Genomic DNA, 24,591 nt, shown 5'->3' with positions numbered 1-24,591 from the left:
TTTTAAGTGTATTTCTGAACACTTTTTGAACATTTATTGAACTTTTTTTGAATTTTTTCTGAAAATTCTGTTTTACGTATGGTATACTACTATTAAATAAAAAGGAAAAGAATATCGCAAACAGAGGGGGATAATCATGAGTTTACTTATCGCACTTATACTAGGGGTTACGTGTGGAGCACTTCCTGTTATTCTAGGAGCTATTATGGAAGAGTTAGAAGTTGGTGTTTTAGGTTTTGTCGCATCTTGTGTAAGCGCTTTATTTTTCGGTTTATTCGGCGCTATTCCTGTTTCAATTCTGTGTGCATTTTATATAGTACGCCATGCTCGTGCAAAACAATTTGGTCCTAATCACATCGCGCAAGTTATTCCATTCCCAATTGAACGATGCCGCCGAGCTTCTAGCTTATAATTATAAAAATTAAATATACCTAAATAAATAAAAGTCCTCAAATGAGGACTTTTATTTATTTTCTTCTAGAAATTGAAACAATTCTTGTAAATGTAGGACATCTTCACTATAGCTAACAGATACGTGACATATACCGTCAATCTCTGCTTGCATATAAAGATCAACCCCATCTCGATCATATTTCAATGCCAAATAAAAATCCATTTCTTCTAACATCTTTTTTGAAGCTCGAATAACATAATGCCCCTTCTCATCTCTTCCATATTCGAATTCCGGCTCAAAATCATATTTTTGTTTAAAAGCTTCTTTTTGTTTTGCACTAATTTGTATACAAGTTGTTCGCTGAACAGTATCAATCATCTCATCAAATTTTTGAAGATCCATCTCATTTACCCCCTTATGTATTTTTTGTATAAAACTTGTGTTCCGCTATTCTCTTCCCCATCTTTCATTAACTCCTCATACAATTCCTTCGCCAAACTTAAACCTGGCACTGGCAATTGCAATTTTTCAGCCTCATCTAAAGCTATCTTCATATCTTTCATAAAATGCTTTACATAAAACCCTGGTTCAAAATCTCCCTTTAACATTCGGGGAGCTAAGTTACTCAATGACCAGCTACCTGCTGCTCCCGTTGAAATACTCTCTAATACTTTATCTGGGTCTAGTCCAGCTTTTTTCGCATAAGCAACAGCTTCACATACTCCAATCATGTTAGAAGCAATCGCAATTTGATTGCACATTTTTGTATGTTGTCCACTTCCAGCTGGTCCTTGCAACTGAATATTTGTCCCTAGTTTTTCAAATAACGGTAAACATTTTTCATATATTTCTTTTTCGCCACCGACCATAATTGCTAGCCTTGCTTCTTTCGCACCAACGTCTCCTCCAGATACAGGCGCATCTAACGTATATACATTCTTATTTTTACCGGTTTCGTTAATACGTTTTGCCAATGTTGGTGTAGATGTCGTGAAATCAATTGCTATCGTACCTTCATTTGCATTCTCCAAAATTCCATCTATCCTAAAATACACTTCTTCTACATCATGTGGATATCCAACCATAGTCATTACAACATCAACTTGCTTCACTAACTCTTTCGGTGTATCACACCAATTCGCACCATCTTGCACTAAAGAGTCTGTCTTCGTTTTCGTTCTATTATATACATATACTTTATAGCCGTCTTGCATTAAATGACGCACCATACTTTTTCCCATTACACCAATACCGATGAAACCTATTGATACATTTTTACGTTCCATTTTCTCATCCCCTTTGTTCTAATAAATCACTTACCATCTTTCGAAACTCATTATTAAAATCATCATCTATACTATTTTTCACATTTGAAAATAATATAACAAAAGTGCCTTTTTCTTTATTAAAATTATTGAAAGTGTTCCAACCAGATAGTACACCATGATTATGAAAATAATCCGGATATATGTAAAAACTATATGCATATTTTCGTTCTGTTGAAGGTGAAAACATCGCTTGTCTACTTTGTTCAGAAAGAAGTTTCCCATTTATAATCGCTTCGTCTAACTTCTTCATATCACCAACTGTCGTATACATCTCACCGCACCCGTATAACCACTCCATTAACAATTTTTGTGCAGGTTCAAGTACATTCTCTTTCTTTACATATCCTTTAGTAAAATGCTGATCTCCCTGAACCATATTTCCCATACCAGATTCATGCATTTCTGCTTTAGTAAATATATTTTCTTTTATGTAATCTCCTAAAGGTTTTTTTGATATACTTTCTATAATATAGGCAAGCACCATATAATTATAATCTGTATATCTCCAACCTGAGCCTGGTGGAAATTCTAATTTTTGACTTCCAATCCAATTTACTAAATTTATACGAGAAGCGGCATTCACTTTCCCTTTTCCACTTTCCGGTAAACCTGATGTATGTGTTAACAAATGATATAAAGTAATATTTTTATCTACTGGAAAAGAGGGAATATATTTATTTACATTATCTTGAATATTTAACTTCCCTTGTTCCTGCAGCTGTAAAATAGATGTTGCCACAACGGTTTTCGTAATAGAACCGACACGATATTTTGTTTGAGGCGTATTCTCTATCTTATATTGAACATCAGCATATCCATATCCTTTATTCAATATAACATGCTCTTTATCTGTTACTAAAACTGTCCCATTAAATTGCTTTCCTATTAAATATTGATCTAACTTTTGAGATATACTAGCATAATCAATTTGTTGTTCTTTTTTTTCTTCTATATTCTCCTGTACTTCTGATTCAATAGTAGGATTCACCTTAGTTGTCAATACAGTGCTTCCCTTTATATTGGGGTTATAGAAAAAATAGTATACTCCACCACAAACTACAGCAGACAGCGAAGCCATCGTCATTATTTTTTTTATCATGTTGTTCCTCCATAATTCCTTCGTTCAAAATCCCCCCTACATTCTATTATCAAACAATAAAAAAAAATCGCAACAATTTGTTGCGAAAAATCACTTTTTTTCTTTTCTATATACACACACTTGATTTTTTCCATTTTTTTTCGCTTCATATAATGCAATATCCGCTCGTTGCATTAATTCTTCTCTTGTAATCCCTTGTTCATATAACGCGACTCCAAAACTCGCTGTTAATTTCGAAATTCCGGAGAACTGCTTTGTTTCAATGAAAAATCGTAATGATTCCGCAACCTGAAATGCTTCTTTTTCTACTGTGTTAGTTACTAATATAATAAATTCTTCTCCTCCCCACCTTGCAAATACATGTTGGTGCTCCACTTTAGATTTCATAAGCTCTGCAAGCTGAATTAATGCTAAGTCACCAAAATCATGGCCATACGTGTCATTTACTGTTTTAAAATTATCTATGTCAAATAAAATAAGTGCTATTTTTTCATCGTTACGCATTGCATTATCCCATTCTGCCTCTAGTATTTGTTGGAACTTCAAACGATTATAAATCTCTGTTAACGAATCTATCATAGCAAGCCTTTCTTGTTCTTGATAGATTTCATCTAATTCTGTAATCTCTGTACACTTCACAATAAATCTTGATAAATCTTCTGGCAGTGGTGTCGCGCGCAATAAAAAAGTTGACACTTCCCCTTCATAATTGGACATCTTAATTCTTCTATCATATGATAATGTATCATCTAACCATGTTATATCGTGAGTTGTTGAATAGTATCCGTTTTCTCTAATAAAATGTTCAGCAAATACTAAATGTTGCTCACGATAGGCAAATAAATTTTCATATCCGAAAAACTCTAAAAAATTTGTATTACAATCAACAATCTCATCGTCTTCTACTATAAATAATAGATCATTTTGAAAATCAAACATCGTTTGAAGTAATTCTTGTTGCAAACTTACTTGCCGCACTAAAGAACGCTGATACAAACTCTTATTCACTTCCTCTAACACCATTTGTGGAGTCACAGGAGCTATCACAATATTACGTATTCCTAACGTAAGCACCTCTGCAAACTCGCTTGTTATCTGTTGATCCCAAATGACAATAAATGTACTCTGTGGATTATACATATTCTTTATATATTTTATTTGAGAAAAATCTGTTACATACATAATTACAATATGTGGTTTTGTTCTCTGAAACAATAATTCTCCTTCTTCAAAACTATTTGCTATAAACATACATTTTGGATGAATATTTTCTATCGTTTGTTGATGTGTACATCCATTTTCTATATAAAGGACATTTAACTGAAGATCTTGTAATACATTTTGGAAAACCGTATTCTCTAATAAAAAATGTAGTATGTTCATCACTAGTCTTCACTCACTTCATATATCTTGTTCTACTGCATTCCTCACAAACATTTTATAAAAAGACTGTTCTCTAAATACTTTAATGAGTGAGGGATACATATTAACAAGCTAATTGAGAATGCTCTTTTCGCTTTTTCTCTATAAATTCCTTTTCTAGTGTATGATTATAGGAATTGTATCGTTTGTATGAATGCCCTAGCTTCCTCTTTAAAACTTGACAATTAAAATAAAGATATTATATTCTTAAATTCGACAACTTACAAAATGTAAGTAGAATATATTACATGTATTTTTTTATAATTTGATATGTTACTTGGAGGATATATAATGACAAACGACAACTTTTTTAATGTTCTATACGAACGCACATCTACACGTGCATTCAACCCAGAGAAAGAAATTTCATCTACAGAGTTACACGAGATTTTAAAGGGAGCTGCTCAAGCACCTTCTGCTTGGAACTTGCAGCACTGGAAATTCCTTGTATTCCAAGGTGAAGATGTACAGAAACGATTGCATCCAATTGCTTATAACCAGCAACAAATACTTGATGCTTCTGCTGTAGTCGCTATTTTAGGTGATTTAGAAGCTTATAAAAACGTTGAACCAGTTTATGGTCCAATTGTAGAACAAGGATTTATGAAAGAAGAAGCAAAAGAACGCTTAGCTAAAAATATTGAGTCTGCATATGCTCGTGAGCAATTTCCAAGAGATGCAGCCTTTTCAAATGCATCTTTAGCAGCAATGCAACTTATGCTTGCGGCTAAAGCAACTGGCTGGGATACTTGTGCTATTGGTGGTTTCAACCCACAAGCACTTACAGAAGAATTCAATGTTTCATCTCGTTACGTACCAATTATGCTTATTACAATTGGTGAATCAACTTTAAAAGGTCATCCTGCACCACGAATGAGCGTAGAACAAGTGAGTGAATGGGCAAAATAATAAAGTGAAACTATAATCGGTTTTTATGGACAGTTAATCCTCCGCCTAACTTCTTTGCTTTCGCTGAATTTTGAGGTGGGGGGCTTACTGCTCTTTAATACAGAATAAAAAAGAAACGAAGGTAATTTCATTACCTTCGTTTCTTTTTTATTCTGTCACACATCCGTAATATTACAATGTATTATTCGACATCTATACATAAAAAAACAGTAAACTTCATGCTATTCCCATACACATAAATGGCGTTTCGTGTCGAATTTTGTTAAAGTATCGAAATATAACCGTGTGTTTTTGTTACAATTATGATACAATGATAACAAATAGATAACAAGAGAGGGATTTTCATTGAGTTCATACGGAAGCTTTATCGCACTTTTAAGTTACATAGTAACTGTACTGCTGTTATATTTTATTGGCGATGCTACAAACATATCAGTGTTACAATTCCCAAAAGAAGAAGCGTTCAAATTAGACGCAGAAAAATATACTGCAAGATCCATTGCACCACTACTCTTAGCTCTCCCTGTATATATCATCGTTTTATATAAAAGTAAAAAAGTGTAAAGCCTACCTATTTCATTCATTTCGGTGGTCTTTACACTTTTTTGTGATATTTCCCCTATTTTAAACATCATTCCGTACTAAACACCCAGCTAGTCTTTTAAAATGAGAAAATCCCCCAGAAAAAATTCCACTCTCTGTCCAGTCACTCACTACCGAACTTACATAGATTATAAGTGTGAAGGGGGTGATGAGGATTATGTTTGGATCATTTGGATGCTGTGATAACTTTAGAGACTGTCATCATCGTGAAAGAGAGTGCGACCATCGTGACCATCGCGAGAAAGAGAGAGAGGAAGTTAGACCACAACGACCTGCTGTATGTAACGTGCTTGCTAACATTTCAGTTGGAACAGAACTTTCTCTTTTAAGCATTAGAGGTAACGGAACATTCAACAATGTAATTTTTGAAGGTTTCGCTAACGGCGTTGCTCTTTTCTCTGCTTTAGCTCGTAATAACAAAGACGATAAAGATAATAATAAAGACGATAAGAACAATCAAAATCGAAATACTTTTACTGGTATTTTACGTGTATGCCCAACTGATATCGTTGCTATCGCTATCTAATTCCGTTCCTTATCCTCTATAGTAAGAAAATAAGATTTACTTTTCTCATAGAAAAAACCTGAGACCGATTTCAAATCGACTCAGGTTTTTTTATTGATTATATGCTTTTAACTAGTTCAACAACTTCTTCTGCAGTTGACATCATTAATGCTTTTTCTGCTAATGTTTCCATTTCTGCTTTTGACAACTTGCTTAGTTGTGTTCTTGCAGGAAGAATAGATGTTGCACTCATACTGAACTCATCTAAACCTAATCCTAATAATAATGGGATAGCAAGTGAATCTCCCGCCATCTCACCACACATACCAGCCCATTTGCCTTCTTTATGAGCCGCATCGATAACCATTTTTACAAGACGTAAAATAGATGGGTTATATGGTTGGTATAAGTAAGCTACTTGTTCGTTCATACGGTCTGCAGCCATTGTGTATTGGATTAAGTCATTTGTTCCGATAGAGAAGAAATCAACTTCTTTTGCGAATTGATCTGCTAATACTGCTGAAGCTGGGATTTCAACCATCATACCGACTTCAATAGAATCAGAAACAGTTGTACCCGCTTCTACAAGTTTCGCTTTCTCTTCTAATAAGATTGCTTTCGCTTGACGGAACTCATCAAGAGTTGCAATCATTGGGAACATAATTTTTAAGTTACCGTATACGCTAGCACGAAGTAATGCACGAAGTTGTGTGCGGAACACATCTTGCTCATCAAGACATAAGCGAATTGCACGGTATCCTAAGAATGGGTTCATTTCTTTTGGTAAATGTAAGTATGGAAGCTCTTTATCTCCACCGATGTCAAGTGTACGAACAACAACAGGTTGACCTTCTTTTACACCTTCAAGAACTGCTTTATACGCTTCGAACTGCTCTTCTTCTGTTGGAAGATTGTCACGGCCCATGTATAAGAATTCTGTACGGTATAAACCAACGCCTTCTCCGCCATTATCGATAATACCTTGTACATCATTTGGTGTTCCGATATTTGCAACAAGCTCAACGTGATGTCCATCACTTGTTACAGTAGCTTGGTCTTTTAATTTTGCCCATTCAGTTTTTTGCTCTTCAAATTTCGCTTTCTTTTCTTCAAAAGAACGAAGAGTTTCTTCTGATGGATTTACAATTACTTCTCCATCTAAACCGTCGATGATTACGATATCGCCGTTTTGGATTTTCTCCATAACAACTTTCGTACCAACAACTGCAGGAATTTCCATAGAACGAGCCATAATTGCAGAGTGAGATGTACGTCCACCGATATCAGTTGTAAAACCTTTTGCATACTTACGGTTTAACTGAGCTGTATCAGATGGTGTTAAATCTTCAGCAATGATGATTACTTCTTCAGAAATTGTACCAGGGTTTGAGAAGTTAATTCCTAGTAAATGTGCAAGAACGCGTTTTGTTACGTCACGAATGTCCGCAGCACGTTCTTTCATATATTCGTTATCCATGTTTTCAAACATAGAAATAAACATTGATGCAACTTCATCCATTGCAAATTCAGCATTTACTTTTTCACTATTTACTTTATCTTTTACTGGGTTTACTAGTTCTGGATCATTTAACACTAATAAATGTGCTTCAAAGATCGCAGCTTTATCGGCACCCAGCTCAGCAAAAGCATGGTCCTTAATTGCTTCTAATTCAGTTTTTGCTTTCTCAAGCGCAGCGTCTAAGCGTGCAATTTCAGCAGCTTCGTTTGTAATTGATTTCTTTTCGATGTTAAATTCAGGATTCTCAAGTCTGAAAGCCTTTGCAATAGCAATCCCACTTGATGCAGCGATCCCTTGAATGTTAAGAGTCATTATTCTCCTAATCCTTCGTTTTTCATAGTTTCTTCGATAGCTGCTAGTGCTTGAGCTGCATCATCACCATTTGCAGTGATTTTAATTTCTGCGTTTTGTTGAATGCCTAAAGACATAACGCCCATGATTGATTTTAAGTTAACGTTTTTTCCGTTATACTCTAAGTTAATGTCAGAACCAAATTTGCTTGCAGTGTTTACAAGTAGAGTTGCTGGACGAGCATGAATTCCTGAGTCGCTAGTTACTTTAAAGATTTTTTCCATGATAATTTATCTCCTTTAAATTACAGTATTTTTTTAGTTGTATAGACGTGAGTACTACATCATCTATTGTATATAATAGGCGATGTTCGGTCAACCACATCGCCTATTATAATTATAAACATTTTGCGTCAAATTCCTACTGAATGTCAATAATAGCGTTTTCGCCCTTCTTAACATTTCCATCTTTTTTCAATTCGACTTGTTGTCCTTGTTGTAAATTCGTAAAGACAATTGGTGTAATGATAGATGGTGCATTTTCTTTTACAAATGCAAGATCTACTTTTAATAATGGTTGTCCTTGTTTCACTTTGTCGCCTTGTGCTACAAGTGCTTCAAAACCTTCACCATTTAATTTTACAGTATCAATACCGAAGTGGATTAAAATTTCTTTTCCGCCTTCAGATTGAATACCAATCGCATGCTTTGTAGGGAATACGTTGACGATCTCACCGTTAACTGGAGAAACTACTGTTCCTTCTGTTGGCTCGATTGCAAATCCGTCTCCCATCATTTTTCCTGAGAATACTTGATCAGGTACTTCTGTAATCGGTAAGATTTTCCCTTCAATTGGTGATACGATTGTTTCGTTTTCATCAACTTGTTTAGGAGTTTCTTCTACCTTTACAGGCTCTTCTTTTTCAACATGAGGTGTACGACCTGACATAATATCATGAATTTGTGATTTTAATGTGTCAGATTTCGGTCCAAAAATAGCTTGAATGTTATTTCCAACTTCAAGTACACCAGCTGCTCCAAGCTCTTTTAAGCGATCTTTGTTTACATTCTTTTGTTCGTTAACTTGAACACGTAAACGAGTAATACAAGCGTCTAAAGAAGCAATGTTTTCTTTACCACCAAGTGCTACTAATACTTCACGTGGAAGTTCTCCTGCTTCTGTTTTACCTGCGCCGTCATTTGCATTTGCTACTTCACGACCAGGTGTTTTTAAATCCCATTTACGGATTGCAAAGCGGAATCCGAAGTAGTAAATAACTGCTAGTACAAGACCAACAATAATTACCCACCACCATGCTGTACGGCCTGGCAGTACACCGAATAACATAAAGTCGATTAAACCACCAGAGAATGTCATACCAATTTTAACACCTAAAATTTGCATTGTCATAAATGATAGACCAGCGAATACTGCGTGAATTCCGAATAGTACTGGTGCTACGAATAAGAATGAAAATTCAAGTGGTTCTGTAATACCTGTTAAGAAAGATGTTAATGCAGCAGAACCTAAAATACCAGCTGCTAATTTTTTATTTTCTGGACGTGCTTCATGGTACATTGCTAATGCTGCTGCTGGAAGACCGAACATCATGAACGGATACTTACCAGTTGTAAATGTACCTGCTGTTAATTCTACACCGTCTTTTAACTGTGCCATAAAGATTTTTTGGTCACCACGGATTAATTCGCCAGCTGCATTTGTATACTGACCGAATTCGAACCAGAACGGTGAATAGAAAATATGATGTAATCCAAATGGAATTAATGAACGTTCAATTAAACCGAATATGAATGCTGCTAATGTTCTATTTGCATCAATCATTTGATGTGAGAACGTATTTAAGCCACCTTGAATGTATGGCCAAATGAAACACATGATTATACCTACTACTAAAGAGAATGTTGCAGTTGCGATCGGTACGAAACGCTTACCTGCGAAGAAACCTAAGTATGATGGTAATTCAATGTTGAAATATTTATTGTAGCAATATGCCGCTACTATACCGACGATAATACCACCAAACACTCCCGTTTGTAGCGTTGGAATTCCTAATACATTTGCATATGCTGGATCTGTAAATCCAATTTTTACTGGGTCTGCTCCAGAACTTGTTACTTTCACTAGCTTATCTACTTCTAAGAACACACTCATCGTTTTGTTCATAATTAAGTAGCCGACGAACGCTGCTAATCCAGCTACTCCGTCTCCACCAGCTAAACCAATTGCTACCCCAACTGCGAATAATAATGCAAGGTTAGCGAAAATAATATCACCAGATTGTTCCATAATTTTTGCTACCATTACGAACCAATCTGCTTTTAAAGCAGGAATAACATTTGTTAACTGTGGATTTTGAAATGCATTACCAAATCCAAGTAAAATACCTGCTGCCGGTAAAATCGCTACTGGAAGCATTAACGCTTTTCCGACTTTTTGAAGAACACCAAAGATCTTCTTAAACATGGAAACCCTTCCTCTCTTATCTATATTGATACCTTCCGACAAACGCCAAAAAGACATGAGGAAAAAAAGATAGAACGATAGCTATACAAAGGGTAGTATATCCCTTTCTCAAGCTTACATTCCTTGCTTTTCTCCACTCATGCCTGATCGAATCAGTAACACGTGTCAAAAATAGGTTTACGTATAAGTTCACTATAATTAAGGCAAACGTTTTCGTTACTTACCTTAATGTGTTTGTCGAAATTTGTATAACTTTGCAATAGTTATTATACATAACTATTGTAAGCGATTCAATGATTTTTTTTAACGTTTTCATTTTAGACAAAAATATATGTCTTTTTACACATGCTCTGCTTTCACTAAGCGCTGCAGGTGCATCGTTAAATATATGCTCTCTGCTTCATACACAGGAAGTTGCAATTCTTTTTGCATGACCTTAACTAGCTTCCAAGCTAAATTATAACAGACAGGATATTCTGCCTTTAATAAATCAGCAAAACTTTGTGATTCCTCTACTTTTTCCCCTTTTTTTACCCGTTCAATTGCGTATTGTAAATGGCGGATAAGGCGTAAATAGTGGATACTTTCTTGGTCTAATGTAATTTGTAAGTTTGTCTCAATTAAAGATACGAGCTGTGCAATGAGACGGGAGTTTTGATTAACTGAAGATAAATCTGAATTTGTAAGCGAACTGTAAATATGGAGTGCAATAAAACCAATTTCTCCTTCTGGCAATGTAATTTGTAAACGAGAATTTAAAAGGTCTACAACACCTTCAGCAATTTCATATTCCTCTGGATAGAGCATTTTCGTTTCAACTAAAAAAGGATTATCAATTGTAAGTCCTTGTTTTAAACGCTTAATCGCAAAAGAAATATGATCTGTTAAAGCGATATGAATATGTTCATTCAATGGTGATTTTGCTTTTTCTTGAATGTAGAACATAATATCATTCATTAATTCAATTAGTTTTTCACTCACATGCGGCACTAACAGTTTGTATTGTTCACGATCACGTTCATTTTTTAAAACAAACATTTTTTCAATTTGTTCTTGCTCCAATACATCTTTCGCTTTTTTCCCAAATCCAATCCCTTTACCAATCACTACTACTTCCTCATGTTCAGGATGGCTAGCAATGATGACATTATTATTTAAAACTTTTTTAATTTCTAGATAATTATTCATATAACACCACCCTCGTACTTAAATAGCCTGCTTTTATGTTACAGAACATTCTTCTTTGTCGTCAATGTAAAACATCTACCATTTCATAAAAATTCATTTTTTAGACATGTTTATATATGATGCGTATAATGTAAGAGCAACTGTACATAGAAAGGAGATAACAACATGATTAAAATGTTTGTAAGTGATATCGATGGTACAATGATGCAACACGGAGGGCTAATTGACGAACAAGATATTGTAGCACTTCGTAGTCTTGCTGAGCAAAATGTTATTCTTTGTTTCGCTTCTGGCCGATTGGATAATGAAATTGCAGACTTAATGAAAGCTGTAAATACAAATTTCCATCGTATTAGTGTAAATGGTGTTTTCGTGTACACACATGAAAACAAGCAACTATTATCCGCAACATTTGATTCGAGTATTCTACCTGATCTGTTAGCAATGACAAATGAAGATCCTTATTTTCGTTATGTAAGTGATGAGCATAATTATTACATTGAAGAGAAAACACCGTTCATTCATGAGCTTGAACAACAAGTAACGATGACTTCTGTTGAAGAACCGCATCTATTACAGAAAATTGATGATACAATTTTCCCAAATAAAATCTCTGTCGGTGGAACAAAGGAAAGCTTACAACTCCTTCAGAAAAAAATTGATGAAAAATTCCACGGAAAAGTTAGTACATTCATTTCAGCAGAACAATGTTTAGATGTAATGCCACCTAATATTAGTAAAGGGGCTGCTATTTCTGTTTTATTAAAAGAGTTTCAACTACAACCAGAGGAAGTTGCTTGCATAGGGGATTCTTATAATGATATCCCGATGTTTTCTTTAACTCCTCACAGTTTTGCTATGTCTCAAGCAGATGAAGCAGTAAAAGAACACGCTCACTATGTAGTAAATACAGTTAAAGATGCTGTTAACCACGTAATTACTCATAATAAAAATACGACTCACTCCTTGTAAGGATGAGTCGTATTTTTTCTTTACATGTTAAACAATTTGACATTAACTGTACTTCACGAACTGAAATATATTATTTGTTACGTGCGATGTTTGTAATAAACTTATAACGATCCCCACGATAAATACATTTCACATACTCTAACGGTACTTCACCTTCTGAATATGACCATTGACGCATTACAAGCACTGGCGCCTTTTTAGGAATATGCAGATGTTCAGCTTCATTATCCGTTGCAATTGAAGCTTCAATTGATTGAGTAGCGCTAACAAGTTTAAAGCCCAGTTTTTTCTCTAAATGTTCATATAAAGATTGTTGCAATATTTCTTCGTTAATATCTTTTACAAGAGCTGGCGACAAATATGTCGTCTCAAAAGCAATCGGTTCATCATCAGCTAAACGTATACGCCTCACTTCATAAACCGACTCTCCCTCCTGTATTCTCAACCGGTCTGCTATTTTCGCAGTAGCTGGAACTAGGCGGAAACTAAGTAATTGACTACTTGGGTTCATCCCACGAGAAATCATATCTTCTGTGAATCCCGTCATTCCTTGCAATTTTTGTTCCACTTTCGGAAGTTGGACAAACGTACCGATTCCACGTTTCCGATATAAATAACCTTGTTCCACTAAATTATTAATCGCCTGTCTGATTGTCATACGACTCACTTCGAACTTATCGCAAAGTTCATTCTCAGATGGGATTTTATCTCCCGGCTTCCATTCGCCGTCCTCAATTAGCTGTTTCACCCACTCTTGAATCTGATAATAGATCGGAAATGGTGAATACTTGTCGATGTTCATCAGCAATCGCCTCACTGCATAAAGATAGAGCTTCTTGATCAGCGATTACGGTTACATTCGGATGACGTTGTAAAACTGTAGCAGGACACGCTTCGCTATATTCACCTTGCAATAATTCTTTCACAGCTTCTGCCTTTTTAGAACCCATAGCAACAAGTAGAATTTGTTTCGCTTTCATAATGCTTCCAATTCCCATTGTAATCGCATGCGTTGGCACATCTTCTTCTTTTTCGAAGAAGCGAAGGTTTGCTTGGCGTGTAGATTCTGTTAATTCAACAATGTTTGTTGGAGAATTAAACAGTGTTCCTGGTTCGTTAAATCCGATGTGACCGTTTTCACCGATTCCAAGAATCTGTAGGTCAACTGGGTTAGCAGCTAGAATGCCCTCGTAACGTTTGCACTCTTCCTCTAAATCACTTGCCATCCCGTTTGGTACATAAGTTTGTTTAAATGGAAGATGATCAAACAACTGTTCTTGCATGAAATAGTGATAGCTGTTTTTATCTTCATGTGGTAAATTTACGTACTCATCTAAGTTTACAGTGGTTACACGGCTTGTATCAAGTTTATTTTTTCGCATTTCTGCATAAATACCTAATGGAGAGCTTCCTGTAGCCATTCCTAATGTTGGATTTTCTTTTGTTTTTACAACTTCTTCAATTAATTTATATCCTGCTTCTGCTAGTTCTTCTGGAGTTTTTACAACAAGAATATTCATCTAATTACTTCCCTTCCTTCATATGAATTCCTAAACGAACCGTATCATATACATGTAAATCTTCATTCATCACAACAAAGTCTGCATCTTTTCCTACCGCTAATGCACCTTTATGATTTAATCCAAACTCTTCTGCTTGGTTAACTGATGTCATCAGTACTGCATCTTCGATTGAACAACCTGTAAATTCAATTACATTTCGGAAAGCTTGATCCATTTTTAGAATACTACCAGCTAACGTTCCATCTTCTAATCGAGCACTACCATCTTTTACATGTACTGGCTGTCCGCCAAGCTCATATAATCCATCTTCAAGACCTTTTGCACGCATTGCGTCAGTAATAACACTTACTTTTTTCGGTCCTTTTAATTTATATGCTAATTTCACCATATCAGGGTGAATATGAATACCATCTGTAATTACTTCAACCATTACATCTGGATTTAATAACACATGACCAACAACTCCTGGTTCTCGGTGATGTAATCCACGCATTTGATTGTATAAATGCGTTGCATGTGTAATGTTTCTATTTTTTAGTTGCGCATCAATTGCATCTGTATGCCCCATTGTGCCAACAACACCAGTTTCAGCAAGATACTGCTCAAACTCTAATGCACCTTCTTCTTCAGGTGCATATGTTACTAATTTAATTAGATTCCCGCTTGCTTCCTGCCATTGTTTAAATTGTTCAATATTCGCAGGAACAATATGTTCAAGTGGTTGTGCACCTGCACGTTTTTTTGAAACATACGGTCCTTCTAAGTGAATATATTCGAAATGTGCTCCTTTTTCTTTCGCTTCCTTCGCAGCATGTAGTGCCGCTTCGATTGCTTCTGGAGCTTGTGTCATTGTTGTTGGAAAGTAAGTTGTAACTCCTTCTTTTAACATTTCTTTACCTAGAGTTACTAATCCATCGCTATTTGCATCCATCGCATCAATATCGTATCCACCATGAATATGAACATCAATCATACCTGGAATCACAATCTTCCCTGCTGCATCTAAAACCGCTTCATTTTCTTGTGATACATATTGAGCCATCAAACCAATTTCTTTAATTGTTTCTGCGTAACGAATAAATCCGTTTTCCACTACTTCTTGACCTGTATAAATTTTGGCATTGATGACAACTTGCGTTTTCATTTTCATCGATCCTTTCCCATGAAATACCTACTTGTTATTATTACCTTATTCGCCTAATTCCATCTTAATATATGCACGAGTAGTTGTCTAGACATTCGAATGAAATTTCCTCTTTGTTTAACAAAAAGGAAACTTAGTACGTCTCTTGCAATTATAATATATGTTATTCAGTTTTCCAAAAAGGGAGAATATCCCCTATCATATTACTCACTTAAGTAATGGCATTAATCCACTAGAGCCTATTGTAATATGCTCGCCGTCTGTTTCCATTTCTACTGTACGTTTATTTGTTCCATATATCATTATACCATGCTGTTTTAAGCGTCTCACTACACTTTGATGCGGATGTCCATACGGATTTCTGCTTCCATATGAAAGAATCGCAAACTGTGGTTCTACTTTTTTTATAAACATTTCACTTGTTGAAGTATAGGAGCCATGATGTCCCACCTTTAACACATCTGCATGTACATCAAATTGCTTTAATATTTCAGTTTCCGTCCGCACATCAGCATCACCCATTAGTAAAAAATCCGCTTTTCCGTATCGTACCTTCAACACAATTGAAGATTCATTATTTTCATCTTTTGATTTCCCATTGTTTAATACTTGTATGGAAACATGCGGATCTAGCGGTATGTATTGTCCCTCTTTTACTGAAACGAAAGGAATTCCTCTTTTTTTAATATGATTCCGGTATGTGTGATACGTAAAAGAACTATATGTTTTTCCACTATCTAATATAAGCGATACCGGCATTTGCTCTACAATCGGAATAAGTCCTCCAATGTGATCCATATCAGGATGCGTACTGACGATAGCATCTAAATGGTTAATCCCTTTTTCGATTAGTTTTTGAATGATAACCTCTCCGGCTTCATAAGGTCCCCCGTCAATTAACATCGTTTGTCCATTTGGCAATGTGATAAGTGTCGCATCACCTTGTCCAACTTTTAAAAAACTCACTTTCATTTTACCAAAATGTTGCCGCTGCATATGTAAAGGAGACGCGGTATGAATAGACATCATATATCTTTTAGCCGATGCACTATTTAAAGAAAAGCATAACAAAACAGAAACTAACAATAAAATACCTCGCATACTTCTCATAACTCGTCTCCTTTTTTCAATTAGTATGGCACGGTATATAATTGATATACAAAAAAAGCTTAGCAAAATGCTAAGCTTTTATTTCGATATCTCCTGTAAAGAACCAAAGAATAAATCTGCTTCATTCATTTGTTCATTCTCTTCAGAAAGTGCCGGTAAATCATCTAATGTTTTCAATCCAAATGTATCCAAAAATTCTTTCGTTGTTCCATATAAAATAGGACGCCCTGGCCCTTCTGCTCTTCCCATTTCTTTTATAAGTAAGTGTGAAACTAACGTTTGTAACGCCTTATCGGTTTTCACCCCTCTAATCTCTTCCATTTCAGTCCTTGTAATAGGTTGACGATATGCCACAATCGCTAACGTTTCTAAAGCAGCCTGAGAAAGTGAAGCAGCTGTTGGGATATCTATTAATTTTTGATAGTACGAAGCATGTTCTTTCTTTGTAGCAAAACGATATACTTTTGCATACTGTACAATTTGCAAACCGCGGTGTGCACCTTCACATTCTTTTTGCATTTCTTCTAAAATATCGATTACTTCATTTCCTTCAATCTCAAGCACTTTCGCTATTTGTTCTGGATAAATCCCTTCATCACCAGAAACAAATAAAAGCCCTTCAATGACTGATTTCTGTTCTTTTCTATCCATTTTACGAGCTCCTTCCTCCAATTTTCTCCATAAAAATACACATCAAAAAACCGAATCACAATCAATGCGTTCGGTTCAATATTTTTTCTCTTGTTCCAAACGATACATTCAAACCTAGCATGAGATATATTATTCCCATCCCATTTTCCATACTAAATCTATGCAGATTTAGTAGAGCTTGATACGAAAATTTCATCAAAATTATGTTCTTGTTCAATTATGATTTGTTGATTTTTCATAAGCTCAAGAACCGCTAAAAATGTTACAACCATTATTTCCCGTTCATCATCAACAAACAAATCATAAAAACTTTGACGACCACCTTGTATTTCTAACTGTTTTAAAATATCAATCATGCGCTTTTCAATTGGTATTTCTTGACGAGTAATACGTGTTGTTACAGGTTTCTTTGCTTTTTTACGGCGCATTAATTTTTGAAATGCCGCTAGCATATCATATAACGTAACATCAAGAGGCAAGTTTGTCTCCTCTTCTTGTTGTAACGATGTAAAATCAATTGGCGGACGTGTATATAGCTGTGCTCTTTCTTGTTCTCTTTCTTTTAGCTCAGTAGCAACTTGCTTATATTTCTTATATTCAATTAACCTCTCCATCAATTCTTGACGAGGATCATCTATAAAGTCATCACCGTTATCAAGTACATCTTCTTCATGTTTCGGCAACAACATTTTACTTTTAATTTGTAATAAAGTCGCAGCCATTACTAAATACTCACTTGCAACATCTAACTGTAGTTCTTTCATCGTATGAACATAAGATAAATATTGCTCTGTAATTTCCGCTACAGGAATATTATATATGTCAATTTCATAACGATGTATTAAATGTAACAATAAATCTAAAGGCCCTTCAAAAGCCTCTACTTTAAAATTATACTGCACAAAGCATCCCACCACATTTTTTCTATAACAACATAAGTATAGAGCATACTCATGTTCTATCCAACCTTTTTAAGAAATTTAATTAAAAATAGACCTATGCCTATATCATCATGCCCACCGCTTCATATGATAACAGTGTAGTAAGAACAATGTAGGAGGTCAAAAAACTATGGGTCACGTTGATTGCGGTTTTAGCGGTGGGTTCGCATTACTTGTTGTATTGTTTATTTTACTAATTATTGTAGGGGCAGCTTGCTTCTGCTAATATGAACAATAACGACTAGGGACAATTCCCTAGTCGTTTATTGTTTATATTTCTATGATACACTTGTATTTATAACCGTTAAACAGGGGTGAAGAAAATGTATCCTACCGAATACATACAATTTTTAATTCATTTTCACGGAGATTATGATTATTTTGAATGCCACGAAACACTGGAAGAATATTGGAAAACAAAACCGAGAGGAAATCGTGATAATTATTTAGTCGGTCTTATTCAAATTGCAGTTTCTTTATACCATCAAAGACGCTCTAACTGGAATGGCTCAGAAAAGATGATGAAAAGCGCCATAACGATTTTAGAAAAAAACAGTGCACCTTTACTACGTTTAGGAATAAATCAGACACAACTTCTATGCTTACTCCAGGATAGATTGCAATCTATACAGAAAGAAGAGAGTTTTACACCGTTATTTTTACCGTTATCGGATACAGCATTAGAAAAGCACTGCATGGAATTATGTCAGAAACAAAACCTTCCTTGGAAAGACGTGAATGCTACTTCTAATGAATATATAATACATAAGCACACATTACGTGATCGAACAGAGGTCATCGCTGAACGAAACGAACAATTACAAAAAAGAAAGCAGAGATAATAAACCACTTATCTCTGCTTTTACGAATGTATATTTTGTTCTAGCCCTTTACACTTTTTGCAAAAACTTGCTGTTTGCTCATTTCCGCAAATTGTAAACTCAAGAAATTTACTCTTTAACTCTTGAACCATCTTCGTCCCAATACCCATATGACGATGAGACGGGTTCACACTCAAATGCTGAATTTCCAACACTTGATTCTCTTTTTTTACAATCCCCATTATCCCAACAAAATCTTCGTTTTGTTTCCACAAATACAATTGCCAATCATCCTTTGCTTCATAATCTTTCATAGTCAATTGTAATGTTTTCACATCTTTTTCAGTTGGCATAAATGAAAGAAGCCCCATTGCAATCTTTTCATAACTTTTTTTAAAACGAATTAACATAACCCTTATCCCTTCTTACAAAAGTTACAAACTATTAATCCCCTCAACCACTCTTTTCATATCACATTCATTTTACAATATTTTCAACAGAGTGAGAAGGGCCTAAAACAACTTGATAATCATACAAAGCGAAAAGAAGAAAGTCAAATATATGTTTCAGTACTATTTTTTCTAAGTAGATTAACAAAGAAACGCTGTTATATGAAAGTAAAAAGAAACATCCACCGCTCATTACCACTTCAATATTCATCACCTGAGAGCAAATGAATTCTAGCAAAATTAATGTAATAAAAATATTTATTGAAACATGAAATCTAATGTATTCTATGTAATTTGTCAAAATTTTGTTCTTATAAGCGCCATATTTTCGCTACAATAACAGTACTACTTGTATCATGTACTGCAAACGAAATACCCATTCCTATTAAAAAACAAAAAAGAGAGCAATAGCTCTCTTCTCCCATTAACTTATTCTTCCCAAACTTTAACTTCTTTCATTACATCGCCTTGACGCATGTTTAATACTGTTTCAATACCGCTTGTTGCTTTACCGAATACAGTATGTACACCATCTAAATGCGGTTGTGGCTCATGAACAACAAAGAATTGGCTACCGCCTGTATTACGGCCAGCATGAGCCATAGAAAGTGAACCTACAAGGTGTCTATGAGGATTTCCATCAGTTTCACATGGGATAGAGTAACCTGGGCCACCTGCACCTGTTCCTGTTGGATCTCCACCTTGGCTTACGAAGCCAGGAATAACGCGGTGGAATGTCACACCATCATAAAATCCTTGCTCTGCTAGTTTTTTAAAGTTTTCTACTGTTTTTGGTGCCTCTTCTGGGAAAAATTCTAACTCGATTTTTTCACCATTTTCCATTAATATGTATCCTAAAGTTTTCATACGTATATGTCTCCTTTCAACTATCTCAGCACTATATTACCACATTCATGACTAGAAACAAAAAGAATCCGACAATCTAGATACTTCTTTTTCGAAATGTGGAAAAAGCTAGGTGACAAATTAGAAATATATACTATAATAACTGTGTTGCCCGAAAATTTTAGAAAGAGAAAGGGAGCGATTTTTCGTGAAAACGAAATTACTAGCTCTGCTATTGGCTGTAACGGTATTTATGATGCCAACAGCTTCGTTTGCAGACATCATCGAAGGAGAATCAATTGTTACACTAGGAGAAAACTTGTCTGAACAACAAAAACAAGATCTGTTAAAAGAAATGAAAGCACCAAAAGATGCTACAATCATTACTGTGTCTAATGCGGAAGAACATAAATTTCTAGAAGGGATTGTTCCAAAAGCCCAAATTGGTACGAGAGCAATTTCCTCTTCTATGATTACATACACAAAGCCAGGTTCTGGTCTCATTGTACGTTCAAAAAACATTAATTCGATAACAGATGCAATGTACACAAACGCACTTATTACAGCAGGTGTGAAAGATGCAGAAATTCAAATTACTGCACCATTTAAAGTTTCAGGAACTGCTGCTTTAACCGGTTTAATGAAAGCCTATGAAACAACATCGAACAAAGCAATTCCTGAGGAAGTAAAAAAAGTAGCCAATGAAGAAATGGTGCAAACAGCCCAGCTCGGCGATAAAATTGGTGAAGAAAAAGCAGTTCAACTTGTTGCAAAAATTAAAGAAGAAATTGCCAAAGAACAGCCAAAAACGACTGAAGATTTACGTTCATTAATTAAAAAAATTGCGGATCAACTTGGTATTACATTAACGGATGAACAGTTAGATAACTTAGTTGCGCTATTTGATAAAATGAAAAATCTTAATATCGATTGGAATCAAGTTGGCAGTCAGTTAAATAAAGCAAAAGAACACGTTTCTGCCTTTTTAGGATCTGAAGAAGGGCAAGGTTTCCTAGATAAAGTTAAAGATTTCTTCTCAAGTATCATTGATTTTGTTAAATCGTTATTCAAGTAAAAAGAAGCTCGTCAGTGACGAGCTTCTTTTTTTATACAAGTAATGGCAATTTCATAACAGCTTCTTCGACCGAACGAACAATATGATTTGCCTTATTCTTCACATATGGATGAGCATGATGTAGAGTAAATGAATGCGGAGTTACTTCAAACATAGAAATATCATTGAAAGAATCTCCAATGCATGCAACTTCATTTGCTTCAATTTGTAAATGTTCCATTAGTCGCCTTAAAGCACTCCCTTTACTTACTCCCCTTGGCATAATGTCAACATAGCGTTTACCAGACATAAAAACTTCCGCTTCGCTCTGAAATGTATCTCGTAACTCTTGATCTAATGCTGCAATTGTCTCTTCTTCCCCAAAAACAAACAATTTCGCAGGATGTACAGTCTTACCAAATTCCTCTTCTAATGCTTCTATCTCAGCAATATGCACGCCCATATACGTTTCAAAAGTATGATGATGTTCATTCTTTCTTTTTGTATACCGTTGCTCATTTGCACAAACAATATCTGCTAGTCCCTTTTTATGGATATATCGATATATTTCCTGGGCAATCCCATCTTCAAAACTTGATTCATGAAATATTTTTCCATCCGGCAGTAACATCGTTGCTCCATTTAAACTAGTTGTGTAATACGGGAATGCAAACCTATTTACGACTTCATCAATTCGATGAGTAAAGCGGCCAGAGGCAAAACAAATATTTGTCCCTTTTTCAGCTAACCAACAAAGTGCACGTTCATCTTCTTTTTGCATATGATTCACATTGTAAACGAGCGTATCATCTAAATCACTTACAAATAATTTAATCATGTCCTCTTCCCCTTCCATACACAATATCTACTCTAAGTGTACACAAAAAATGTTTGATTTTTGTTAAAAAACAATAAATTTTTGCTAAAAAAATAAACGGGTGTATAATCCCGTTTATTTTTGTCTTTTTACATTTTGAGGTCTTACAATACTTGGTCGTACTTTTAAACTAGACATCGTCGGGCGAAGTAGAATTTTTGTTAATGCACCCCAATCAAATGGTAAAAACGGCCATAAATAAGGTGTTTGTAAACTTTTTATAGACGTTAAAAATAAAATCAATATCGTCATACCAATTACAAATCCCATCTCATGGAAGAGACCTGTTAAAATAATAACAAACAATTTTCCAACTTTATTTCCTAATCCTAATTCATAACTCGGTGTTGCATATGCACCGATCATAGAAACTGCTACATACAAAATAACTTCTGGTACAAACAAACCTACATCGATTGCTATTTGACCAATCAATATGGCGGAAATTAACCCTGCTGCAGAAGATAACGGCGTTGGCGTATGAATGGCTGCCATCCTTAAAAACTCAAGTCCGATTTCGGCCATCAACACCTGTAATAGAATTGGTAAATGTGTCATCTTAGTCGGTCCAATGAAAGCAAGGTTTTCTGGTAAAAGAGTTGGATCAAATACAAACACTAACCAAAATGGTAGTAAAAATAAGGAGAATAAGACACCTAAAAAGCGTACCCAACGTAAAAATGTACCGACAGCTGGATTTTGTCTAAACTCTTCCGCATGCTGTAAATGGTGGAAATATGTTGTTGGAGTAATCATAGCGCTCGGTGATGTATCAACTAGTACTAACACATGTCCTTCTAATAAATGATTCGCCGCTACATCCGGTCTTTCTGTATATCGAATAAGCGGGAATGGATTATAGCTTTGCTTTACAACAAATTCTTCCACTGTTTTATCCGCCATCGTAATTCCATCGACATCAATGTTATTTAATTCTTGCTTTATAATCTTTACTAAATCTGGATTTGCAACATCTTGAACATATGTAATACAAATATCAGTTTGGGATCTATCTCCTACTCGAATCATTTCATTTCGAAGACGTGGATCTCGAATTCTCCTACGAATTAACGCTGTATTTACAACGATATTTTCAACAAATCCATCCCTCGCACCGCGTACTACTTTTTCAGTATCAGGTTCTGTCGGTGTTCGTCCTGGATAGCTGCGAACATCTATTGCGAACGCTTCCGTTTCACCTTCCACAAATATAACGATAAGTCCTGATAATACTTGGAGCATTACCTCATCCATCGTTTTCACTTTGCTTACTTGTTGATGGATTAAACGATTCTCTAAAAGCTTCACTGTATCTTCTTCTACATCCCTTATCTCATTTGTATCCACCGCTTCTTCTAAAATAGGGATAATATAATTTGTATCACAAAGTCCGTTTACAAATAACACACCAATTTCTTTATTTAAAATTTGAAATTTACGAATGCCAACGTCGTATGTAACACCCAGTCCAGCTGTTTGCTTTAAGTAATTTTCATTATCACTTATGAAAGATGAAATAGGGATATCCACTTTTTTAGGCTTCGTCATAAAAACCACTCCTTTCCAAAATTAATTGAATCGCTTTTCTAGTAATAGGTGATCCTCTCTCCCATTCATCGTTTCCACACATCTTACCAATATCACCAACTCCCACAATGACAGGAACATTCAGATCATCTAAACAATAAATTGTATCTCCGCTAATTCTGCCAATTTCACCATCTGGAAGTCCAAATTTATCAACACCGTATTCGGTTAAATTCCCGTTTCGATCTACACTGACATCTACACGTGCCCATTCCCAATGATGTGTATTAGACGCTACTGCCAAAATCCCCAGTACATCAATTTGTTTATGTGTGGCTACATATTTTAAAGCCTTTTCACCAGATCCTTCTCCAATAAATCCACTGTCATCAAACATGACAAATACAGGGTCATATGGCGTTTGCATAATAAGCTCAACAACTTTCTTCCCTGTCAATTTGGTTGGATTACTTTGTGATGCTGAAATACACCTTCCCCCAAATTCCTTCGTTAAAAGCTCAATTGTTCGCTTTGCATATTCATCTCCATCTGTGACCAAAACAACCCTTCGTCTCATTTGATTTATCCTTTCGGTTTACATATAAGTGCTACAAAAAATGAAAATAATATCGCTGCAGAAATGCCTGCAGACGTTAAACTAAACATACCCATACCAATCCCAATATATCCGTGTTTTTCTGCCGCATGCATTGCCCCATGTAATAGTGAATGTCCAAAACTTGTAATAGGAACTGTCGCACCAGCACCAGCAAACTTTATAAGCTTATCGTACAATCCGAATCCATCTAAAACTGCTCCTATAACTACAAAGGTAGCCATTAAATGGGCTGGTGTTAACTTTGCGAAATCTAACAATACCTGTCCAATTACACAAATGGCGCCTCCTACAAGAAATGCATATATAAAATCCACA

At 35.3% G+C, this 24,591-nt stretch carries 29 protein-coding genes; 8 read left to right on the top strand and 21 right to left on the bottom strand.

The genetic code is table 11. The annotated features are described in order from the left end of the window. Positions 1-136: 136 nt before the first annotated feature. Positions 137-412 (top strand): hypothetical protein, encoded by a 276-nt coding sequence (locus tag JDS99_RS03910; RefSeq protein ID WP_000054671.1) that lies wholly within the window; start codon positions 137-139, stop codon positions 410-412. Positions 413-463: 51 nt separating this feature from the next. On the opposite strand, the gene JDS99_RS03905 is transcribed toward JDS99_RS03910, so the two are convergent. From JDS99_RS03905 to JDS99_RS03890, 4 genes are all read right to left on the bottom strand, one after another. Then, the gene (locus JDS99_RS03905; RefSeq protein WP_087985115.1) at positions 464-796 is read right to left on the bottom strand and encodes a DUF3909 family protein; all 333 of its coding nucleotides are present in this window, start codon (positions 794-796) and stop codon (positions 464-466) included. Between the two features lie 5 nt (positions 797-801). Next, positions 802-1,680 carry an NAD(P)-dependent oxidoreductase gene (locus JDS99_RS03900; protein ID WP_199694590.1) on the bottom strand — a complete coding sequence of 293 codons (879 nt, stop codon included), beginning with the start codon at positions 1,678-1,680 and terminating at the stop codon, positions 802-804. Positions 1,681-1,684: 4 nt separating this feature from the next. Further along, positions 1,685-2,821 (bottom strand): serine hydrolase domain-containing protein, encoded by a 1,137-nt coding sequence (locus tag JDS99_RS03895; RefSeq protein ID WP_141522803.1) that lies wholly within the window; start codon positions 2,819-2,821, stop codon positions 1,685-1,687. A gap of 90 nt (positions 2,822-2,911) precedes the next feature. After that, positions 2,912-4,204, bottom strand: a complete 1,293-nt coding sequence (locus JDS99_RS03890) for a GGDEF domain-containing protein (protein WP_199694617.1) — start codon at positions 4,202-4,204, stop codon at positions 2,912-2,914. 330 nt (positions 4,205-4,534) lie between these two features. Here JDS99_RS03890 and JDS99_RS03885 point away from each other — a divergent pair, with 330 nt between their 5' ends. From JDS99_RS03885 to JDS99_RS03875, 3 genes are all read left to right on the top strand, one after another. Then, on the top strand, positions 4,535-5,152 hold the full coding sequence (locus JDS99_RS03885; RefSeq protein WP_000180385.1) for a nitroreductase family protein: 618 nt from the start codon (positions 4,535-4,537) through the stop codon (positions 5,150-5,152). A gap of 345 nt (positions 5,153-5,497) precedes the next feature. Beyond that, entirely contained in the window at positions 5,498-5,716 is a 219-nt protein-coding gene (locus JDS99_RS03880; RefSeq protein WP_098857187.1) for a hypothetical protein, read from the top strand. A gap of 196 nt (positions 5,717-5,912) precedes the next feature. Continuing rightward, entirely contained in the window at positions 5,913-6,281 is a 369-nt protein-coding gene (locus JDS99_RS03875) for a DUF3915 domain-containing protein (protein ID WP_088064341.1), read from the top strand. A 97-nt stretch (positions 6,282-6,378) separates the two neighbouring features. Here JDS99_RS03875 and ptsP read toward each other — a convergent pair whose 3' ends face one another. The 4 genes from ptsP to glcT all read right to left on the bottom strand — a co-directional run bounded on the left by ptsP (position 6,379) and on the right by glcT (position 11,742). After that, positions 6,379-8,091 (bottom strand): phosphoenolpyruvate--protein phosphotransferase, encoded by a 1,713-nt coding sequence (gene ptsP / locus JDS99_RS03870; RefSeq protein WP_000174214.1) that lies wholly within the window; start codon positions 8,089-8,091, stop codon positions 6,379-6,381. Further along, complete coding sequence (gene ptsH / locus JDS99_RS03865) at positions 8,091-8,354, bottom strand: phosphocarrier protein HPr (RefSeq protein WP_000411080.1); 264 nt, start codon at positions 8,352-8,354, stop codon at positions 8,091-8,093. Before ptsH ends, ptsP begins: the two co-directional genes overlap by 1 nt. A 136-nt stretch (positions 8,355-8,490) precedes the next feature. After that, positions 8,491-10,554: a PTS glucose transporter subunit IIABC gene (gene ptsG, locus JDS99_RS03860; protein WP_000473194.1), complete on the bottom strand. Its 2,064-nt coding sequence runs from the start codon at positions 10,552-10,554 to the stop codon at positions 8,491-8,493. Between the two features lie 339 nt (positions 10,555-10,893). Further along, entirely contained in the window at positions 10,894-11,742 is an 849-nt protein-coding gene (gene glcT / locus JDS99_RS03855; protein WP_001067321.1) for a glucose PTS transporter transcription antiterminator GlcT, read from the bottom strand. Between the two features lie 165 nt (positions 11,743-11,907). Here glcT and JDS99_RS03850 point away from each other — a divergent pair, with 165 nt between their 5' ends. Then, positions 11,908-12,714 (top strand): Cof-type HAD-IIB family hydrolase, encoded by an 807-nt coding sequence (locus tag JDS99_RS03850; protein WP_046956417.1) that lies wholly within the window; start codon positions 11,908-11,910, stop codon positions 12,712-12,714. 70 nt (positions 12,715-12,784) lie between these two features. On the opposite strand, the gene phnF is transcribed toward JDS99_RS03850, so the two are convergent. The 6 genes from phnF to scpA form a co-directional block, all read right to left on the bottom strand. Next, positions 12,785-13,516, bottom strand: coding sequence for a phosphonate metabolism transcriptional regulator PhnF (gene phnF, locus JDS99_RS03845; RefSeq protein ID WP_002194085.1), 732 nt, complete (start codon positions 13,514-13,516; stop codon positions 12,785-12,787). Then, positions 13,446-14,234 (bottom strand): glucosamine-6-phosphate deaminase, encoded by a 789-nt coding sequence (nagB, locus tag JDS99_RS03840; protein ID WP_001024205.1) that lies wholly within the window; start codon positions 14,232-14,234, stop codon positions 13,446-13,448. The genes phnF and nagB overlap by 71 nt, the downstream gene beginning before the upstream one ends. Positions 14,235-14,238: 4 nt before the next feature. After that, entirely contained in the window at positions 14,239-15,381 is a 1,143-nt protein-coding gene (gene nagA / locus JDS99_RS03835) for an N-acetylglucosamine-6-phosphate deacetylase (protein ID WP_002107769.1), read from the bottom strand. A gap of 207 nt (positions 15,382-15,588) precedes the next feature. Continuing rightward, positions 15,589-16,491: a ComEC/Rec2 family competence protein gene (locus JDS99_RS03830; protein WP_001257286.1), complete on the bottom strand. Its 903-nt coding sequence runs from the start codon at positions 16,489-16,491 to the stop codon at positions 15,589-15,591. 78 nt (positions 16,492-16,569) lie between these two features. After that, on the bottom strand, positions 16,570-17,142 hold the full coding sequence (gene scpB, locus JDS99_RS03825; protein WP_149213066.1) for a segregation/condensation protein ScpB: 573 nt from the start codon (positions 17,140-17,142) through the stop codon (positions 16,570-16,572). A 158-nt stretch (positions 17,143-17,300) separates the two neighbouring features. Further along, positions 17,301-18,044, bottom strand: a complete 744-nt coding sequence (gene scpA / locus JDS99_RS03820; protein ID WP_001199757.1) for a segregation/condensation protein A — start codon at positions 18,042-18,044, stop codon at positions 17,301-17,303. 169 nt (positions 18,045-18,213) lie between these two features. Here scpA and JDS99_RS03815 point away from each other — a divergent pair, with 169 nt between their 5' ends. Beyond that, the gene (locus tag JDS99_RS03815) at positions 18,214-18,309 is read left to right on the top strand and encodes a YjcZ family sporulation protein (protein WP_000510194.1); all 96 of its coding nucleotides are present in this window, start codon (positions 18,214-18,216) and stop codon (positions 18,307-18,309) included. A 97-nt stretch (positions 18,310-18,406) separates the two neighbouring features. Continuing rightward, positions 18,407-18,925 carry a DUF309 domain-containing protein gene (locus JDS99_RS03810; RefSeq protein ID WP_088064344.1) on the top strand — a complete coding sequence of 173 codons (519 nt, stop codon included), beginning with the start codon at positions 18,407-18,409 and terminating at the stop codon, positions 18,923-18,925. Positions 18,926-18,945: 20 nt separating this feature from the next. Here JDS99_RS03810 and ribT read toward each other — a convergent pair whose 3' ends face one another. From ribT to JDS99_RS03800, 3 genes are all read right to left on the bottom strand, one after another. Next, a complete protein-coding gene (ribT, locus tag JDS99_RS03805) occupies positions 18,946-19,314 on the bottom strand; it encodes a GNAT family N-acetyltransferase RibT (protein ID WP_000908397.1) in 369 nt (122 codons plus the stop codon). A gap of 67 nt (positions 19,315-19,381) precedes the next feature. Then, positions 19,382-19,564, bottom strand: a complete 183-nt coding sequence (locus JDS99_RS31865) for a hypothetical protein (RefSeq protein ID WP_002008447.1) — start codon at positions 19,562-19,564, stop codon at positions 19,382-19,384. Positions 19,565-19,782: 218 nt separating this feature from the next. Continuing rightward, positions 19,783-20,220, bottom strand: a complete 438-nt coding sequence (locus JDS99_RS03800) for a peptidylprolyl isomerase (protein ID WP_000853789.1) — start codon at positions 20,218-20,220, stop codon at positions 19,783-19,785. Positions 20,221-20,407: 187 nt separating this feature from the next. Between JDS99_RS03800 and JDS99_RS03795 the strand changes: the two genes are divergently transcribed. Then, a complete protein-coding gene (locus tag JDS99_RS03795; protein ID WP_000850509.1) occupies positions 20,408-21,274 on the top strand; it encodes a DUF1002 domain-containing protein in 867 nt (288 codons plus the stop codon). 31 nt (positions 21,275-21,305) lie between these two features. Here JDS99_RS03795 and JDS99_RS03790 read toward each other — a convergent pair whose 3' ends face one another. From JDS99_RS03790 to spoVAE, 4 genes are all read right to left on the bottom strand, one after another. Beyond that, complete coding sequence (locus tag JDS99_RS03790) at positions 21,306-22,109, bottom strand: Cof-type HAD-IIB family hydrolase (protein ID WP_002008448.1); 804 nt, start codon at positions 22,107-22,109, stop codon at positions 21,306-21,308. A gap of 96 nt (positions 22,110-22,205) precedes the next feature. Then, positions 22,206-23,678, bottom strand: a complete 1,473-nt coding sequence (spoVAF, locus tag JDS99_RS03785) for a spore germination protein SpoVAF (RefSeq protein WP_048546238.1) — start codon at positions 23,676-23,678, stop codon at positions 22,206-22,208. Then, the gene (gene spoVAEA / locus JDS99_RS03780; protein WP_001254416.1) at positions 23,665-24,234 is read right to left on the bottom strand and encodes a stage V sporulation protein SpoVABEA; all 570 of its coding nucleotides are present in this window, start codon (positions 24,232-24,234) and stop codon (positions 23,665-23,667) included. The genes spoVAF and spoVAEA overlap by 14 nt, the downstream gene beginning before the upstream one ends. Positions 24,235-24,239: 5 nt before the next feature. Next, a complete protein-coding gene (spoVAE, locus tag JDS99_RS03775) occupies positions 24,240-24,590 on the bottom strand; it encodes a stage V sporulation protein AE (protein WP_000345909.1) in 351 nt (116 codons plus the stop codon). Position 24,591: the final 1 nt, after the last annotated feature.

The organism is Bacillus cereus group sp. N6 (assembly GCF_016483705.1).
GTDB lineage: Bacteria > Bacillota > Bacilli > Bacillales > Bacillaceae_G > Bacillus_A > Bacillus_A wiedmannii.
Note: the sequence above shows the minus strand (reverse complement) of the source record. Positions and strands in the feature narration are given on the sequence as shown.

What these genes read in the sequence shown, in the direction of transcription:
- nagA (WP_002107769.1), bottom strand. Translation starts at nt 15,381, where the DNA reads ATGAAAACGCAAGTTGTCATCAATGCCAAAATTTATACAGGTCAAGAA.
- JDS99_RS03830 (WP_001257286.1), bottom strand. Translation starts at nt 16,491, where the DNA reads ATGAGAAGTATGCGAGGTATTTTATTGTTAGTTTCTGTTTTGTTATGC.
- JDS99_RS03875 (WP_088064341.1), top strand. Translation starts at nt 5,913, where the DNA reads ATGTTTGGATCATTTGGATGCTGTGATAACTTTAGAGACTGTCATCAT.
- JDS99_RS03815 (WP_000510194.1), top strand. Translation starts at nt 18,214, where the DNA reads ATGGGTCACGTTGATTGCGGTTTTAGCGGTGGGTTCGCATTACTTGTT.
- JDS99_RS31865 (WP_002008447.1), bottom strand. Translation starts at nt 19,564, where the DNA reads ATGAATATTGAAGTGGTAATGAGCGGTGGATGTTTCTTTTTACTTTCA.
- JDS99_RS03810 (WP_088064344.1), top strand. Translation starts at nt 18,407, where the DNA reads ATGTATCCTACCGAATACATACAATTTTTAATTCATTTTCACGGAGAT.
- JDS99_RS03850 (WP_046956417.1), top strand. Translation starts at nt 11,908, where the DNA reads ATGATTAAAATGTTTGTAAGTGATATCGATGGTACAATGATGCAACAC.
- glcT (WP_001067321.1), bottom strand. Translation starts at nt 11,742, where the DNA reads ATGAATAATTATCTAGAAATTAAAAAAGTTTTAAATAATAATGTCATC.
- JDS99_RS03790 (WP_002008448.1), bottom strand. Translation starts at nt 22,109, where the DNA reads ATGGAAGGGGAAGAGGACATGATTAAATTATTTGTAAGTGATTTAGAT.
- JDS99_RS03900 (WP_199694590.1), bottom strand. Translation starts at nt 1,680, where the DNA reads ATGGAACGTAAAAATGTATCAATAGGTTTCATCGGTATTGGTGTAATG.
- JDS99_RS03910 (WP_000054671.1), top strand. Translation starts at nt 137, where the DNA reads ATGAGTTTACTTATCGCACTTATACTAGGGGTTACGTGTGGAGCACTT.
- JDS99_RS03885 (WP_000180385.1), top strand. Translation starts at nt 4,535, where the DNA reads ATGACAAACGACAACTTTTTTAATGTTCTATACGAACGCACATCTACA.
- phnF (WP_002194085.1), bottom strand. Translation starts at nt 13,516, where the DNA reads ATGAACATCGACAAGTATTCACCATTTCCGATCTATTATCAGATTCAA.
- JDS99_RS03905 (WP_087985115.1), bottom strand. Translation starts at nt 796, where the DNA reads ATGGATCTTCAAAAATTTGATGAGATGATTGATACTGTTCAGCGAACA.
- spoVAF (WP_048546238.1), bottom strand. Translation starts at nt 23,678, where the DNA reads ATGACGAAGCCTAAAAAAGTGGATATCCCTATTTCATCTTTCATAAGT.
- ptsP (WP_000174214.1), bottom strand. Translation starts at nt 8,091, where the DNA reads ATGACTCTTAACATTCAAGGGATCGCTGCATCAAGTGGGATTGCTATT.
- JDS99_RS03895 (WP_141522803.1), bottom strand. Translation starts at nt 2,821, where the DNA reads ATGATAAAAAAAATAATGACGATGGCTTCGCTGTCTGCTGTAGTTTGT.
- JDS99_RS03890 (WP_199694617.1), bottom strand. Translation starts at nt 4,204, where the DNA reads ATGAACATACTACATTTTTTATTAGAGAATACGGTTTTCCAAAATGTA.
- nagB (WP_001024205.1), bottom strand. Translation starts at nt 14,234, where the DNA reads ATGAATATTCTTGTTGTAAAAACTCCAGAAGAACTAGCAGAAGCAGGA.
- spoVAEA (WP_001254416.1), bottom strand. Translation starts at nt 24,234, where the DNA reads ATGAGACGAAGGGTTGTTTTGGTCACAGATGGAGATGAATATGCAAAG.
- ptsH (WP_000411080.1), bottom strand. Translation starts at nt 8,354, where the DNA reads ATGGAAAAAATCTTTAAAGTAACTAGCGACTCAGGAATTCATGCTCGT.
- ribT (WP_000908397.1), bottom strand. Translation starts at nt 19,314, where the DNA reads ATGTTAATTCGTTTTAAAAAAAGTTATGAAAAGATTGCAATGGGGCTT.
- JDS99_RS03800 (WP_000853789.1), bottom strand. Translation starts at nt 20,220, where the DNA reads ATGAAAACTTTAGGATACATATTAATGGAAAATGGTGAAAAAATCGAG.
- ptsG (WP_000473194.1), bottom strand. Translation starts at nt 10,554, where the DNA reads ATGTTTAAGAAGATCTTTGGTGTTCTTCAAAAAGTCGGAAAAGCGTTA.
- scpB (WP_149213066.1), bottom strand. Translation starts at nt 17,142, where the DNA reads ATGGATAGAAAAGAACAGAAATCAGTCATTGAAGGGCTTTTATTTGTT.